Annotated in this window: 13 protein-coding genes and 2 riboswitches; of the genes, 1 reads left to right on the top strand and 12 read right to left on the bottom strand. The window is 70.3% G+C overall.

The window, feature by feature from the left end:
* Positions 1-40: 40 nt before the first annotated feature.
* The 12 genes from nagB to ACFXJL_RS28510 form a co-directional block, all read right to left on the bottom strand.
* Positions 41-823, bottom strand: coding sequence for a glucosamine-6-phosphate deaminase (gene nagB, locus ACFXJL_RS28565; protein WP_329014674.1), 783 nt, complete (start codon positions 821-823; stop codon positions 41-43).
* A gap of 322 nt (positions 824-1,145) precedes the next feature.
* Positions 1,146-1,670, bottom strand: a complete 525-nt coding sequence (locus ACFXJL_RS28560) for an SRPBCC domain-containing protein (protein WP_358880287.1) — start codon at positions 1,668-1,670, stop codon at positions 1,146-1,148.
* Between the two features lie 249 nt (positions 1,671-1,919).
* On the bottom strand, positions 1,920-2,522 hold the full coding sequence (locus ACFXJL_RS28555) for a class F sortase (RefSeq protein ID WP_384697064.1): 603 nt from the start codon (positions 2,520-2,522) through the stop codon (positions 1,920-1,922).
* A 62-nt stretch (positions 2,523-2,584) separates the two neighbouring features.
* Positions 2,585-3,184: a hypothetical protein gene (locus tag ACFXJL_RS28550; protein WP_384697062.1), complete on the bottom strand. Its 600-nt coding sequence runs from the start codon at positions 3,182-3,184 to the stop codon at positions 2,585-2,587.
* 136 nt (positions 3,185-3,320) lie between these two features.
* The gene (locus ACFXJL_RS28545; protein WP_384697059.1) at positions 3,321-3,728 is read right to left on the bottom strand and encodes a PTS fructose transporter subunit IIA; all 408 of its coding nucleotides are present in this window, start codon (positions 3,726-3,728) and stop codon (positions 3,321-3,323) included.
* Positions 3,725-4,339 carry a dihydroxyacetone kinase subunit DhaL gene (dhaL, locus tag ACFXJL_RS28540; protein WP_358880290.1) on the bottom strand — a complete coding sequence of 205 codons (615 nt, stop codon included), beginning with the start codon at positions 4,337-4,339 and terminating at the stop codon, positions 3,725-3,727. Before dhaL ends, ACFXJL_RS28545 begins: the two co-directional genes overlap by 4 nt.
* Before the next feature lie 35 nt (positions 4,340-4,374).
* The gene (dhaK, locus tag ACFXJL_RS28535; protein ID WP_384642620.1) at positions 4,375-5,367 is read right to left on the bottom strand and encodes a dihydroxyacetone kinase subunit DhaK; all 993 of its coding nucleotides are present in this window, start codon (positions 5,365-5,367) and stop codon (positions 4,375-4,377) included.
* A 283-nt stretch (positions 5,368-5,650) separates the two neighbouring features.
* Positions 5,651-6,469 carry an ECF transporter S component gene (locus tag ACFXJL_RS28530; RefSeq protein WP_384697056.1) on the bottom strand — a complete coding sequence of 273 codons (819 nt, stop codon included), beginning with the start codon at positions 6,467-6,469 and terminating at the stop codon, positions 5,651-5,653.
* Complete coding sequence (locus ACFXJL_RS28525) at positions 6,466-8,115, bottom strand: ABC transporter ATP-binding protein (RefSeq protein WP_384697053.1); 1,650 nt, start codon at positions 8,113-8,115, stop codon at positions 6,466-6,468. Before ACFXJL_RS28525 ends, ACFXJL_RS28530 begins: the two co-directional genes overlap by 4 nt.
* On the bottom strand, positions 8,112-9,296 hold the full coding sequence (locus tag ACFXJL_RS28520) for an energy-coupling factor transporter transmembrane component T (protein ID WP_384697050.1): 1,185 nt from the start codon (positions 9,294-9,296) through the stop codon (positions 8,112-8,114). Before ACFXJL_RS28520 ends, ACFXJL_RS28525 begins: the two co-directional genes overlap by 4 nt.
* 6 nt (positions 9,297-9,302) lie before the next feature.
* Positions 9,303-10,259 (bottom strand): hypothetical protein, encoded by a 957-nt coding sequence (locus ACFXJL_RS28515; protein ID WP_384697047.1) that lies wholly within the window; start codon positions 10,257-10,259, stop codon positions 9,303-9,305.
* The gene (locus ACFXJL_RS28510; protein WP_384697154.1) at positions 10,256-12,955 is read right to left on the bottom strand and encodes a prenyltransferase/squalene oxidase repeat-containing protein; all 2,700 of its coding nucleotides are present in this window, start codon (positions 12,953-12,955) and stop codon (positions 10,256-10,258) included. The genes ACFXJL_RS28515 and ACFXJL_RS28510 overlap by 4 nt, the downstream gene beginning before the upstream one ends.
* A 230-nt stretch (positions 12,956-13,185) precedes the next feature.
* Positions 13,186-13,315, bottom strand: a riboswitch (cobalamin riboswitch).
* A gap of 61 nt (positions 13,316-13,376) precedes the next feature.
* Positions 13,377-13,522, top strand: a riboswitch (cobalamin riboswitch).
* 105 nt (positions 13,523-13,627) lie between these two features.
* Here ACFXJL_RS28510 and ACFXJL_RS28505 point away from each other — a divergent pair.
* Positions 13,628-15,040: a hypothetical protein gene (locus ACFXJL_RS28505; RefSeq protein WP_384697045.1), complete on the top strand. Its 1,413-nt coding sequence runs from the start codon at positions 13,628-13,630 to the stop codon at positions 15,038-15,040.
* Positions 15,041-15,054 lie beyond the last annotated feature (14 nt).

The raw sequence follows: 15,054 nt of genomic DNA, 5'->3' as shown, positions 1-15,054 counted from the left end.
GCCGGCCCGAAGGGCCGGCCGTGAGGAGTGACCCCAGAGCCTAGATCCCCTGCCAGTCGGGCTTGGCAGCGAAGGTCGCGCGGAAGTAGTCGGCCAGCTTCAGCTGGGACGCAGCCGCCTCGTCCACCACCACGGTGGCGTGCGGGTGGAGCTGGAGTGCCGACGCCGGGACCAGCGCGGACAGCGGACCCTCGACTGCGAGCGCGACGGCATCGGCCTTCGCTTCGCCCGTGGCCAGGAGGACCAGGTGGCGCGCCTCCAGGATGGTGCCGATCCCCTGAGTGATCACGTGGTGCGGTACTTCGTCGATGCTGTCGAAGAACCGTGCGTTGTCCTTGCGGGTCTGTTCGGTCAGCGTCTTGATGCGGGTGCGCGAGGCGAGCGAGGAGCACGGCTCGTTGAAGCCGATGTGCCCATCGGTGCCGATGCCGAGCAGTTGGAGGTCCACGCCGCCCGCCGCGGCGAGCGCCTGGTCGTACACCCGACAGGCGGCGGCGACATCGTCGGCGGTGCCGTCGGGTCCCATGAAGGACGACTCGGTGAGCCCCAGCGGTTCGATGACCTCGCGCAGCACGACGGAGCGGTAGGACTCCGGGTGTCCGAACGGCAGCCCCACGTACTCGTCGAGCTGGCAGATTCGGGCCAGGGACGCATCCACGTCGTTGGCGCGCACCTTCGCGGCGAAGGCTTCGTAGATCGGCAGCGGAGTCGAGCCGGTCGCCACACCCAGCAGGGCGTCGGGCTTGCGGCGCAGCAGGTCGGCCATGGCCTCGGCGATCAGCTCGCCTCCGGCGGCGGAATCCGGAACGATGACAACTTCCACGAAGATCCCTGTCTCTGTATGCGTCTCAATGTGCGCAATGGTGTAGACCAATCTACCGGGTGTATGGGGTCGCTGTCGCGTATCGGGACGTGTGGGCCTGGCCATGCGGGACCGATGACCTCGCCGTACCCCTGCAAGTCGGTGCGATTCGGACGACCGCGAGGGTGTGCCGGGCTGGGTGGTCGCCCGGTGGCTGGCGCCATCGGTCATCGCGTCGGCCCGATGCCTCGGTCAACCAGCCATGACTTTCGGCCAAAGAGATGAACATCCGGCTGCTGTCAGCGCACCGTCAGATCCTGCCGAGCCGGCCAAGCCGTCGAGGTCAGCCCCGATCGCTCCGGTCTGCCAGGGTGTCGAAGTACGCCTTCTGCGCCGGGTAGTACGACTCGAATGACGGCCGGGGTGTGCCGTGCTGCGCCGCGACGAACATGTCCAGGTAGAACTCCCAACCCGGTCCGATCTCACCGAGACCCACCTGCCCCACGTCCGCCGGCAGATGATGGAGCAACTCGACCTTCGTATGCGCCTCGTCCCCCTCGGACAGGAGCAGCTCGACCGGCCAGCTGCCCGGGTCATCGTTGATCGAGACCGCGAGGCGGTGCAGCGGCTCACACGCCTCGATCAGCAGCGGCGACCAGGGCGCACCCTCTTCGAAGTTCATCTGCACCTCGATCGTGTGCCCCGGGCCGGCCTCCCCCCGCCAGGGGCCCACCCATCGCGAGGTCAGTTCCGGCTCGGTCAGCGCCGCCCAGACCTCGGCCCGGGAGCCGAGGACCGTACGGTGCAGTGCCAGGGCGGTGCCTTTCACGGTCGGCAGCAGATGCCCGGTCGGTTCGGCAGAAGTCACGATGTCCTCCAGTGGTGGAACACGGCAGCGCCGACGCCCGTCCTGGGCGTCGCCACACGAATCAGAACGGTCCACAACACGCTAGCCCCCACCACTGACAGCGCCTCATCACCCGTCGTCCCGCCCTCCGTCCGACCCGTGCGAACGGAGCGTCAGGCCGAAGCGACCGTACGACTGTTCTGTCGCGCCTGATCCGTGCGTTCCGTCTGTTCTGTCTGATCCGTCTGTTCCGTCCGGCCCTGGCCAGCGTCACTCGGCGCGCTCGTGCACATCGACCAGTCGGGCGAACACCACCACGTTGTCCTCGTACCCGTCCCGCTCGCTGTAGCGCCCGCCGCAGGTGATCAGACGGAGTTCGGCCCGCGGTCCGTCCCGATAGACCTGCTCGGCCGGAAACCCCCGCTGCGGGTACGACCGCGTCCCGTACACCTCGAACACGACGGTCCGACCGTCCTCCCGCAGCACCTCGACCCGGCTGCCCCGAGCCACCGAGCCGAGGAGGTAGAAGACCGCCGGACCGGATGCGGCGTCGACATGACCGACGATCACAGCGGTGCCCCGATCGCCGGGTGCGACCGCCCCCGAGTACCAACCTGCCCGGTCGGCCGCCGTCAGCGGCGGCGCCTCGATGGATCCGCTCCGATCGAGCCCGACCGTGACGAGCGGTGCGTCCACCCGGATCGCGGGCAGTGAGATACGACGGGGAGGAGAAGAGGGGAGAGGCGCGGCCATCGGCAGCGATAGGGGCGCGGCCCCGGGCTGCTGCGCGGCGGAAAGGCGTGGCGGCCCCGCTGCCGGATCATGCTCATCGGGGAGACCGCTGTGCACCAGGAACAGACCGAACAGCAGCACACACAGCAGGGTGCACCACCTACCGCGACGGCCCGTTCGGTGCATGGCCGATCCCCGTCCGCTCAGAGCGGGTCGCCGGAGCGCCGACGCAGCAGGACGACCCCGCCTGCGACGGCTCCGACGATCAGGAACGATCCAGGGACGACGTGTGCCGGCTCCAACCCGGCGAGGCTGCCCCCGGCACCCGCCCTCACACCGCCGTCGGGCTTCCCGATGGGCACCGACGGAGTGCGCGGCCCCGTGGTCGGGTGGGTGCCCACCTGGCTGTGGGGGCCCGTGCTCGAACTCGGTCGGGCGCCCGGCCCGCTGACGGAGAGCGTGGTGGTACCCCGTTCCCCCTCGCAGTCGAAGACGACGTCGTACTCGGCGCCCGGTTCGGCGTCCTCGGACACCGTCGCCGTGCCCGGCAGCCCCTCGCTGAGGGTCACTACGTCGAAGACTCCCGAACTCGCCGTGACGACCGGTGATTCGCAGTCGGTGGCGTTGAGGGTCACCGTCCCTCCCGGTGCGATGTCCTCGGGCGTGACGGTGAATCCGAACGAGGTGACGTTGCTGCTCTCCTCGTCCGCACTCGCGCCCGATGCCGCGTGGGCTGCCGGAGCCGTGAGGGCCAGGGCGACGGCGCAGGTGAGTGCCAGGGAAGCGGTGCCTATCGCACGCATGGTCAAATCTCCAGAAGTAGGAAATGCACCATAGTGAGATCGACGCTAGGAGGCCGGCCGCGAGCCCGCCACCTCAGCGCGGCCGTATGACGCCAACGCCCCGCCCGCACGCCTCCTCGATGCCACGGGCGAACACCTACTGCTTGCGATAGCCGTACGCCTCCGCAGCCGCTGCCTCCACCGCGTCGATGTCGCCCCCCGCCGACGCGGTCACCACGGCGGCCACCGCGCCCTCCAGGAAGGGGGCGTCCACCAGCCGCGTCCCCACCGGCAACTCGTCTCCCTCCGCCAGTAGCGCCTTCATCGTCAGGACCGCGCTCCCCAGATCGACCAGTACGGCCACGCCCGCGCCCCGGTCCACCGATGCCGCGGCGGCGGAGATCAGCTCGGTGCTGGTGCCGAGACCGCCGTCCGCGGCTCCACCTGCCGCCGCGATGGGCACACCACCGCCCCCACCGGCGAGCCCCTTGGCCAGTTCGACCACCGCAGCCGCCACGTCAGCGCTGTGCGAGACGAGGACGACACCCACCTGCGCCGCGCTCACCGGATGCCCTCCGCGCCGTCGGCCAGAGCCGCAACGATCAGTGCGGACGACGCGGCGCCCGGATCCTCATGGCCCGCGCTGCGCTCGCCCAGATAGCTGGCCCTGCCCTTGCGGGCCACCATCGGGACGGTCTCCCGGGCACCCTTCGCCGCGGCCTCCCTGGCCGCGGCGAACGCACCGCTCGTGCCGTCGAGAGCCGCTGCCGCAGGTTCGAGCGCATCCACCATGGTCTTGTCGCCGGGCTGCGCCCCGCCCAACTGGGCGACTGCCGCCACCCCGGCGCGCAGGGCGTCCCCGAACTGCTGCGGTGTCACCTCCGCCGCATCGCCGAGGGCCTTCCCCGTACGCCGCAACAGCGTCCCGTACAAGGGCCCGGACGCGCCGCCCACGGTCGAGATCAGCTGCCGCCCGGCCAGCGTCAGCACCGCTCCGGGCGTGGTGGGAGAGTCGCGTTCAAGTGCTGCGACGACCGCGGTGAATCCCCGTTGGAGATTGCTCCCGTGATCGGCGTCGCCGATGGCGGAATCCAGTTCGGTGAGGTGGCCGGCCTGCTGGTCGATCAGATCCTTGGACCGGGCGAGCCAGCGGAGGAAGAATTCTGCGTCGAGCACCTGCACTCCTGGTGGGTGAGTCGGTGGTGAACGTATCAGCGGCCCCAGCGCAGCCCGGGGGTCTGCACGGGAGCGTCCCACAGCGTGAGCATCTGCTCATCGACCTGGCAGATCGTCACGGAGCAGCCCGCCATGTCGAGCGAGGTCACATAGTTTCCGACGAGGGTACGGGCGACGGCCACGCCCCGCTCGGTGAGGACCCGCTGCACCTCCGCGTTGAAACCGTAGAGCTCCAGCAGGGGGGTGGCGCCCATGCCGTTCACCAGCACCAGGACCGGTCCGGTCGGCGGGCGGTCCTCCAGCACCGTGTGCACGGCGAAGTCGGCGATCTCGCGCGAGGTCATCATGGGACGCCGTTCCCGCCCGGGCTCGCCGTGGATGCCGATGCCCAGCTCCAGCTCACCGGGCGGGAGGTCGAAGGTGGGCGTGCCCTTCGCCGGAGTGGTGACCGAACTCAGGGCCACCCCGAAGCTCCGCGCGCTGTCGTTGACCCGACGGGCGATCGCCTCGACCTCTTCCAGCGGTGCGCCCGCTTCGGCTGCCGCCCCTGCGATCTTCTCCACGAACAGCGTCGCACCGGTGCCGCGGCGGCCCGCGGTGAACAGGCTGTCCACCACCGCCACATCATCGTTGACCAGCACCTTCGCCACGCGGATGCCCTCGTCTTCGGCCAACTCGGCGGCCATGTCGAAGTTGAGGACGTCCCCGGTGTAGTTCTTCACGATGAAGAGGACGCCAGCGCCACTGTCCACGGCGGCTGCGGCGCGCACCATCTGGTCGGGAACCGGGCTGGTGAAGACCTCGCCCGGACAGGCGGCCGACAGCATGCCGGGCCCGACGAACCCACCGTGCAGGGGTTCGTGACCCGATCCGCCACCGGAGACCAGCGCGACCCTTCCGGCCACGGGGGCGTCCCGACGGATGACGACCCGGTTCTCCACGTCCACCTGGAGTTCGGGGTGTGCGGCTGCCATGCCCCTGAGGGCATCGGAAACCACGGTCTCGGGCACGTTGATGAGCATCCTCATGGGTTCTCCGTAAGTTGTTGGGCGGCCCGGTGCACGGGGTGTGAGGGGCAGCACCCTTTGAGGGCCTTGGGCGGTCGGCGGAGGTCGATGGGGCCGGTGCTGAATCGACGTTGGCATTCGCGCTGCCCCATCAGGACGTTCCTGGCTCGACGCGGGTAGGCGCGGGGGACTGCCTTCAGTATCGGAGTCAGCACCCGATCGGGGAACGATGCGTCGGCCGTGTCGTTCCTGTCCGCCCCATCCACCGTGTCGGCGCCACTGGAGCTGTGGGAGGGCCGGGTGCTCAAACGGTCCGGTCGCGGGGCCCGTCGAAACGGACCGGGGCCTGGAAGCGGGCCCTGCGAGCGGCCCTGCGGAAGACGGTCAGCACTGCTGGGCCCGCCAGTGTGATGCACACGAAGTTGGTGACGGCGCGTCCGGTGTCCCAGCCCAGGGAGGTGGCGATGTCGAAGGCGATGTAGCGCTGCCACTGCTCGGTGAAGGGCAGACCGGGGAGGTAGGCGATCGAACTGCCGGGGTCCAGGGAGAAGGGCCAGAAGGAGAGGTTGAGCAGGAATCCGAAGAGATAACCGGAGAGCGATCCGTACACGGCGAGCAGCATGACCTCGCGGCGGCCGGTGGCCCGGGGAAGGAGCCCTGCGAGCATCCCGACGAACGCACAGCCAAACATTTGGTAGGGCATCCAGGGGCCGACGCCCCCGGTGATCAGGGCGGAGGCGAACAACGATGTGCAGCCCAGGGTGAAGCCGAATCCGGGGCCGTAGACGCGTCCCGCCAGGACGAGGACGAAGAAGACCGTTTCGATGCCCGCGGTGCCTGCTCCGAGCGGACGCAGGGCGGCGTTGACCGCGGAGAGCACCCCGAGCATCGCGAGTGCCTTGGAGTTGATGCCTCCCTCGGCTATCTCGGAGATCACCACGCACAGGACGAGGACGAGCAGCACGCCGAAGATCAACGGTGGCGCGTAGTTCGAGGCGAAGGTTCCCGGTGCGACGAGGAACGGCCAGAAGAAGGCGACGACACCGAGGAAGGCCGCCATGGCGATGACGACTGCGGCACGCGGGCCGATGCGGATCGCCGTGGCGCTGGTCGGGAGCGTCATGGGCTCGCCTCCTGGTCGGTCAGGGCCGTGGCGACCTGCGCGACGGTGAGGTACGCAAGGGGCGCAAGGATCTTCGCGACCTGCGGGGCGAAGACCGGGGAGGCGACGATGACATCGGTCGTCGGGCCGTCCGCGACGATCTCGCCCTCGGCCATCACCACCACCCGGTCCGCCGCCTGCGCGACGAACTCGACGTCATGGGTCGAGATCATCACGGCGCGCCCCTGGGACGCGAGGTCGTCGACGATGCTGATGAGCTGCTTCTTCGCCCGGTAGTCAAGTCCGCGCGTCGGCTCGTCCAACAGGATGACCTGAGGCGCCGCCACCAGTTGGATCGCCAGGACGAGCGCCAGCTTCTGCCCCTCGGAGAGGTCCCGCGGATGGATGGCGTCGTCGATGCCGGGGGCGAGCCGGTCGAGGATCGCGCGTGCCCGGGTGCCGGGGGCTTCGGCGAAGGACTCCGCGTCGGCCTGGTCGAGTTCCTGCCCCACGCTCTCCAGATAGAGCAGATCGGTGGGGGTCTGCGGAACCAGGCCGACCAGCCGTCGGGCCCCTGCCGGGGGCAGCTCTCGGGGGTCAGCCGGCTTCGAGGTCTCGGCGTCCAGGACGTGAACGGTCCCCTTCGCCCGTGGGCCGGAGCCCTGGAGTGCCCACAGGAGGGACGACTTGCCGGAGCCGTTGCGCCCCATCAGCGCGGTGACGCATCCGCCATGGAGCTCCAGGTCGACCTCACGCACGGCGGGCACCCGCTGATAGCTCACGGTGATGCGCTCCGCCGTCAGCAGCGAAGGACCTCCGCCGGTGTATCCGGGCCGGGCGGCCGGCGGCGGTGCTTCGCCGAGCCGGCTGCGCAGGGTGATGGCTCGGCGGCGGGCGTCCCGGATGGAGAGGGGGAGCGGTGACCAGCCGGCCGTCCTGCCCAACTGCACGATCGGCGGGGCGATGGATGTCGTACGGAACACCTCGGCGGGGGGCCCGGACCGCACCGTACCGTCGCCGGGCAGATGGATGACCCGGTCCGCGTACTGGACGACGCGTTCGAGGCGGTGCTCCGCCACCAGGACGGTCACGCCGAGGTCATGGACGAGCCGGGTGACCGCGGCCAGAACCTCTTCGGCCGCGGACGGGTCGAGGGCGGAGGTCGGTTCGTCGAGGACCAGGACGCGCGGATGGGCGGTGAGCACGGAGCCGATGGCCACGCGCTGCTGTTGGCCGCCGGAGAGTTCGTACAGGGCTCGGTGTCGAAGGTCGGCCAGACCCAGGAGGTCCAGTGTCTCTTCGACCCGTTTGCGCATGGTGGCGGGAGGGATGGCCAACTGCTCCATCGCATAGGCGAGTTCCTCTTCGACCGTGTCGGTGACGAAGCCGTCCAACGGGTCCTGTCCCACGACCCCCACCACGTCGGCCAACTCGCGCGGCGGGTGGTGGGCCGTGTCCCGGCCGTCGACGGTGACCCGCCCGTACAGGGTGCCCCCGGTGAAGTGCGGCACCAGCCCGTTGACGGCCCCGAGGAGTGTCGACTTGCCCACGCCCGTGTGCCCGACGACCAGGCACAGTTCGCCCTCCTCCACGGTCAGGTTCACCTCGCGCAGCACGGGCTCGGCCCTGTCCTCGTACTGGACGCTGACCTGATCGAAAGTGATCACTTGGCTGCCTCGGTGCGCTGGGGTGGGACGGATGGCGGGATCGGGGCCCCGGGAGGGGGCGAGAGGAAGCCCGCGGCTCCGGCCAGCAGGATCGCGGCGGTCGGTACGAGTGGCAGGGTGGGCCAGCTCAACGGGTAGATCGACGGGTTGAGTTCGGCGGCGTCGAAGCCGGCGTTGCTGAACAGGACGACCGCGGAGAGCACACCGCACCCGGCCACCGCCCACTCGGCGAAGCGCCAGGGATCCGGTCGGTAGGTGGTGCGGGTGACCCTGCGCCCGCCCAGCCGCAGCCCGGCGACGCACAGCACCGCCCCCACGGCCATCGCGGGCAGCCCCAACACCCTCGGCGTGGTGGCGTCGAGGAGCCCGTACGCTCCCGCGCACAGACCGCACATACCCGCCAGCATCAGCGCTCCGGTGATGCGCCGGGAGGTCCGTGTCGCGGTGCCGGCTCGGCCGTAGCCCCGCGAGTCCATGGCGGCGGCGAGCCGCAGGGAGCGTTCGAGGGCGTCTTCGAGCACGGGGACGACGATGCCGCGCAGGGCACGCATGCCCTTGGTGCGCCCCGCGCGCAGTCGTCTGGCGCGGTGGACGCGCTGCACGCTCTGGACGAGTTGGGGGGCGACGCTGAGGGACACGGTGACGGCGACGCCGAGTTCGTACAGAGCGCCGGGCAGGACGCGCAGGGCGCGTTTGGGGTTGGCGAGGGTGTTGGCCGCGCCGATGCAGCAGAGCATGCAGGCGATGCGGAGTCCGTCGGTGGCCGCGGAGAGGAGGGCCTCCAGGGAGACGGGTCCGCCAATCTCGATGCCGGCGTACCAGTCGGGAGTGGGGATGTGGGGCAGGGAGAAGAGGAAGTGGTCGTCCGGGGTGATGCCGGTGGCGAACACCGCACGGAAGACGACCCTGATCGCAACGACGATCAGGGCGAGGTAGAGGTAGTACTTGAAGCCCCGGGCCCACGGGGCCTCGGTGCGCCGGGCGGTGATGACATAGCCGAGGACCGCGATGACGAGGAACAGCAGCAGTGGGTTGTTGGTGCGGCTGACGGCGGTGGCCAGGGCGAGGGCCCAGATCCACCAGGCCACGGGGTGCAGGGTGCGGGGGAGTCGGCGTCCTCGGGCGTCCGGTGGCGTTGATCCGGTGGTGCCGGGACGCGTGAGATGCGGGGCGGAGGCCATGGAGTCCTATTCGGCGCGGCGGCGCTTGGCCGCCACGACGGCCGCACCACCGATGAGGAGCACCAGTGCGCCGCCGGCCACCACGGGGACGAAGGAGCCCGAGTCGTGCTCGGCGTCCGCGGCGGGGGCGGCGTCGACGACTCGCGCACCGTCCGAGACCGAGAGCGCCCCGGACGGTTCGGACGGTTCGGACGGGACGGGTGACGAGGGTGACGGAGCGCTTGAAGTCAGGCTCGGGGCGGCGCTCGTGGGAGCGGAGGGCACCGAGGACGGAGGGCGGGTCGGCGGGAGGGTCTTCCTGGTCGGCGCGGGTGCGGGGCGTGTCCGGGCGGGGGCGGGCCCGGTGTCGGTACCCGGTGGTAGTGGACTCGCCTTCCGGGTGGGTTGTGACCCGCCAGGCTTGCCGCCCCCGGTCGGCCTGGTGTTGTGTGCGCGCAGTTGGTCGGGGGTGACGGTCGGGCGCCCTCGGGTGCCCTCGATGTCGGTGCCGCCGAAGATCCACAGGTCGACGCTGCCGGGCTTGGGCTTGTACAGCATGGCGCCGAGTTGGCTGTACTCCCAGGTGTTCTCGCCGGGGTCCGCGTGCCAGTACGACCAGTAGGCGGACGCGGGCGGGGTGAGGACGCAGTCGTCCTGGTCGGGAGTGGGGAACTGCTTGCCGCTCCGGTGCCCGCTGTACCCGATGCGACAGATGAACGCCGGACCGTCGTGGCCGGTGCCGGTCGTGCGCCAGCCGCCCTGGTTGAGCAGCTCGTACCCGGTCGTGGGTGTGGTGCCGCACGAACGGTAGATCGGGCCGCCCCACTTGCCGAAGTCGACCGCGAGCACCACACCGGAGGAGGCGGTGCACGCTCCCATCGGCTGGGGTGCGGCTGCCGCGGATCCCGGTGTCGCACCGAGGACGATGAATGCCGTCGCCAGCGCGGCCACCGCACGCGTCGCACGGGCCGTGGATCCTGTCATGACCGCCTCCCCGGCGAAGTGCCGCGGCGGTTGCGGAACACGATGAACAGCGAGAGCCCGGCGACGGCGAGTGCGCCGGCTGCGGTCCCGAGCACGGAGGCAGGGAAGCCGGTCGTGGCCAGATCGCCACCGGGGCCGGCCGAACCTCCCGTGACGGAGCCACCGCCGCTGCCGGTCCCACCGATGTCGCCGGGTGTGACGATCTGCGGTACGGAGGGGCCGGGAGAGGGCGCGGGCGGACCGCTGGGCTGCGGGCTCGTACCGGTCAGATCACGGATGAGTACGCCGAAGGAGATGCCGGTGGTGCCTCCGACGGCTTGGGTCGAGGCCCGCAGGTCGGAGCCGCGCTGGCCTTCTTTCGCGACATCGAACCCGCCATCGGCGTTCTGTTGGGCTGCCAGGAACTTCCGTGCCTTGGCGATCTGCCGACCGTACTTCGACGAGTCCAGCGACAGCCCCTGGACGGCCAGTGCCGCCGAGTTCACCGAGTTCCCCGCGGCGCCGGGGAAGCCTCCGTCACCGAGTTGCCTGGTGGCGATCCAGGCGAGTGCCTTGCCGACGCTCGCGTCCGCCGGGGCGTCGCCGACGAGCGCCAGGGCCATGGCGGCGATGGCCGTGGAATCGACATCGGAGTCACCGGTCGCGGGGACCAGACTGGGAAAGGCGCCGGACGGGTGCTGAAGGCCCTTGAGATAGGTCACCGGCTCGGCCGCGGCGTCCTTCTCTCCGGCCCGGATCTGTGCGATGACCGCCAAGGAGTGGGCGAACACGGACGGGGCGTAGGTGTAGGCGCCCTTGGCGGCGCAGCTGCGGTCCGGGGCGGTGCTCGGCGCCGGGCACACGGCTTTCGCGAGACCCGCGATCAGGTCCTGGCCGCCGAAGTCTCGCGGATCGCGCCCGACGGCCTGGGCGAGCACGGCGGTCTTGCCGATGGATCCGCCCCCGGCGTACTTGGTGCCGATCCTGGTCCAGTCGTGCACGGTGCGGCCTTCGCCGTCCTTGCCGCCAAGGTCGAGGAAGTCCACGATCCCCCGCAGCTTGCCGTTGTTGAGGCCGGTCGCGGCGAGTGCGTAGGCGCCGTCGATGGTGAGGCCGAAGTCCGCTCGGGTCGATCCGCCGCCGATGCCGTAGTACCGGCCCTGCCGGAGGTTCGTCGCGCTGGTGAGGTAGGCGACGCCTCTCTTCAGGTCCGGGCCGTCCCCGCTTCCGGAGCCCGGGGGAGTGGGCACCGGTGCTGTGGGAGTGGGAGTGGGAGTGGGAGTGGGAGTGGGAGTGGGAGTGGGAGTGGGTGGTGTGGTCGGTTCGGGCTTCTTCGTGGTGAGGTCCGCGAGGCTCGTGTCCTTGCCCGCGAGGGTGGCGATCGCGGTCGCGTACACGACCGATTCGGTGGCGCCCTCCTCGAATCCGAAGCCGCCGTCGGGGAGTTGCTGCCGGGACAGCCAGGAGACCGCGGCGTCCGCACGCACCCGGTCGCCGAGGGCCCGCAGCGCCTGGGACGCGTACGCCGTGGCGATCACACTGCCCGTGGTGGCGCCCGTGTAGCCAGGGAAGGAGCCGTTGGAGAACTGAGCCCTGCCCAGGTAGTCGCGGGCCTTGGTCACTGCCGTGCGCTGATCGCCCGCTTTGTGGAGCGCGAGGACGGCGAGACCCGTGGTGGCGGGGTCGCCGTCACAGTTCTCACCGGGGCCGATCAGGATGCTGCTGACACTGCCGTTCCGGCACTGGAGCCGAGCCAGCCTGGCCACCGTGTCCACCGGGGGCCGGACGCCGCCACGCAACAGCGCCAGCACCCCGAGTGCCTGTCCATCGGTGTACGCCGCGTTGCGGAAGTCGCCCTTGGCGGTGCAGCCGGGTGTGTGGGTGCCGGACTCCGGGCCGCTCACACAGACGTTGTCCACCAGATCGGCGAGCAGGTCGTGCCCGCCGAAGTCACGGGGGTCTGCCTCCGCCACCGCTGCGACCAGGGCGAGGCGAGCAGCTGCCGTTGCGTCCGGCGGCTCGCTCCGACCCGCCGCATAGGCGTAGGCATCGGTGGCGGATCCCAGGAAGGCGATCGTCCTGTCCAGGGTGGCACTCTTGCCGTCCGCAGCGGCGAGGGCGAAGGCGGCCTCGGTGGTGAGGAAGTGGTTGGGCGTTTCGGAGCCGTCGTCCACCACTCGCTCACCGTCCGTCAGCTTCCCCCGCACCCAGGCGGCGGCCTTGGCGATCTTCACCTCGGCCGGTGGCACGTTGGGCACCTCGGGATCGGGCCCGGGAGTGCCACCTCCCGCTCGCACTTCGTCAGGGGTGAACGTCGGTCGCCCCGTGCTGCCACCGATGTCCGTGCCGCCGAAGACCCAGGCGTCCACGTCCCCCGGCCGGGGCCTGCGGTCCATCGCCCCGTACTGGCTGTACGACCAGTCGTCGTCACCCGGTGCGGCGACCCAGTAGGACCAGTACGCGGTCGCCTGTGGCGTGAGGACGCAGTCCTCCACGGCCGGAGTCGGGTACTGCGTACCGGAGTTGAAGGATCCGTGGCCGATGCGACAGATGAACGCCGGACCGTCGTGGCCGGTTCCGGCCGTACTGAAACCAGCCTCGTGCAGCAATTCGTAGCCGGTGGTGGGAGTGGCATCGCAGCCCCGTTCCACCGCGCCGCCGAACGGCCCGAAGTCCACGGCGACCACGGCACCGGCACTCGCGGTGCACTGCGCCATCGGGTCGGCCGCGACCGGGGGAGCGTTGACGAAGGCGACACCGGTGCCGCCGAGAAGAAACACGGCCGACAACAGCGCCACCAGCGCTGTCCGCCTTCTCCGTCCGACTCTGCCCACCACGGCTCCTCACATCAGCCGTGCGACGGCCGTGGTTGAGGGGCCGCTCCCCGAGTCATCGCAGGCGGGAAGCGCCGGTCGACCACGCCGTAGTCCGCGACGGCGCTTCTCGCTGAAAAACTGTTGCTCCAGGCATTCCGACTCGCCCGGCTCCGGCCGGGCCTACGGTTGCGGGTCAGCGCCGGATTTCGACCGGCTTTCCCTGAAGTGCAGTGCGTATCAGCCGGATTGGAACATGCAGATAAAGACAGCGTCAAGGTGACCTGAATCGCAAGTGGGTGATTCCCGGCCACCGTCGTGGCCGATCTGGTGCACTCGCCACCGCTCGGGTAGCGTCCAGGGCTGCCACATGGGGGAATCCGGTGTGAACCCGGAGCTGACGCGCAGCGGTGTGGGACGGCAAGGACCGTTCCGAGCCCGAATGCCCATGCGGTGCAGCAGCGCTCGAAGCCGTACCACGCGATTGGACGACGGCCCGAACTCGCCTCGGCCGCACGGGTTTTCCGCGGTCCTGTGCGCCCGGCGCCGGCGTCCCTGTCACCACAGGAGCAGGCCATGCACCGTCCCTCGACCTCCCGCCGCCTCACCTTGGCGGTGCCCGTAGCCATCGGGCTCATCGCCCTGACCGTGCCGCTCGCGGCGGCTACCTCCACACCGGCCCAGATCGCCACCTCCAAGACCAACGGCGTCGCCTACCTCAAGTCCCTCCAGGCGGCGGACGGTTCGTACGCGGGCTCCGGACTCTCCAACGAGTGGGCCTTCAGCGCCTTCGCCGCGGCCGGTACCGCGGTTGTGGACGTGACACCCGGTGGTGATGTGACGAAGAACGCCCGAACCGTCTATCGGAACCTGCTGACCACGGCCGGTTGGCCCGCGGCCTCACCCGTCGTCACCGACTACGAGCGGGGCACGCTGAACGCCTACGCGGCGGGCATCGACCCCGCCCGGGTGTCCGCCTCCCGCAATCTGATCGCCGATGTCTACGGCTACTGGCAAACCGCCGAAGCCGGCTACTTCGGCCCCTCGGCCAACTACAACGGCACCGTCTTCGCCGCGCTCGCGCTCGCCGGTGCGAAGACCCAGACCGGTGCTCAACGCGTGCCCCAAGCGCTCCTGGACAAGGTGACCACCCGCATCCGGGCCAACCAACACAACGACGGCGGCTGGGACTACCAGAAGGCCGAGGGCAACCCCACCCGTCTCAGCGCAGCCAGCGATGTCGATATGACCGGCGCCTCGATGGCGGCCCTGTGCGCGTCCGGAGTCCCCAACACGGACACGGACATCGTCCAGGCCAGAACCTTCCTCAAGAACAAACTGGTCCCCGCGACCGGCGCGTTCAACGCGATGTACGGGATCAACACCAACTCCAACGGATGGGCGGTCGCCGGGCTCAACGCCTGTGGCATCAACGCCCAGACGGGCGACTTCCTCACCTCCATGGGCAAGACCCCCATCGACTTCCTCATCGCCCAGCAGTACAACCCGGCCGGCGGCTTCAAGTACAAGCCCAGCGACACCGGGCCCTCCGCCTACGCCTCCATCGACGCACTCCGTGCCGTCGCGGGCGGCGGTTTCACCACCGCTCCGCCCACCCCCGTCACTCCCGGCGCGCCGCAGTGGGTCGCAGAGAGCGCCTTCACCCCCGGCACCGCCACCGAACTCGCCCTCACCGTGGACGACGGCGCAGGCGGTCTCAAGGTCTGTTCGGTCGCCTTCACCCCCACCGCAGGTACGAGCACTCTCTCAGACGTGCTGAACGCGGCGGCCTCGGCCGCCACACCGCCCGGTTGCGTGACCTCCGTGACCCCGGCGTCGGGCTCCGGCACCATCACCGCCATCAACGGCAAGTCCAACAGCGGTTCCAACACCTGGAAGGTCAGCGTCGACGGCTCTGCCTTCGCCTCTGCCACCCGGGGCAAGGTGGTCAACATCGGGGACACCATCGCCCTGCGCTGGGGAGCCTGAGCCAGGCCGGGCGA

Origin of the sequence: Streptomyces sp. NPDC059256 (assembly GCF_042753785.1) — a bacterium.
Lineage (GTDB): Bacteria > Actinomycetota > Actinomycetes > Streptomycetales > Streptomycetaceae > Streptomyces.
Note: the sequence above shows the minus strand (reverse complement) of the source record. Positions and strands in the feature narration are given on the sequence as shown.

Coding starts and splice junctions, on each gene's coding strand:
- ACFXJL_RS28550 (WP_384697062.1), bottom strand. CDS start 3,184: ATGCGTGCGATAGGCACCGCTTCCCTGGCACTCACCTGCGCCGTCGCC.
- dhaK (WP_384642620.1), bottom strand. CDS start 5,367: ATGAGGATGCTCATCAACGTGCCCGAGACCGTGGTTTCCGATGCCCTC.
- ACFXJL_RS28530 (WP_384697056.1), bottom strand. CDS start 6,469: ATGACGCTCCCGACCAGCGCCACGGCGATCCGCATCGGCCCGCGTGCC.
- ACFXJL_RS28520 (WP_384697050.1), bottom strand. CDS start 9,296: ATGGCCTCCGCCCCGCATCTCACGCGTCCCGGCACCACCGGATCAACG.
- ACFXJL_RS28515 (WP_384697047.1), bottom strand. CDS start 10,259: ATGACAGGATCCACGGCCCGTGCGACGCGTGCGGTGGCCGCGCTGGCG.
- ACFXJL_RS28510 (WP_384697154.1), bottom strand. CDS start 12,955: ATGGCGCAGTGCACCGCGAGTGCCGGTGCCGTGGTCGCCGTGGACTTC.
- ACFXJL_RS28505 (WP_384697045.1), top strand. CDS start 13,628: ATGCACCGTCCCTCGACCTCCCGCCGCCTCACCTTGGCGGTGCCCGTA.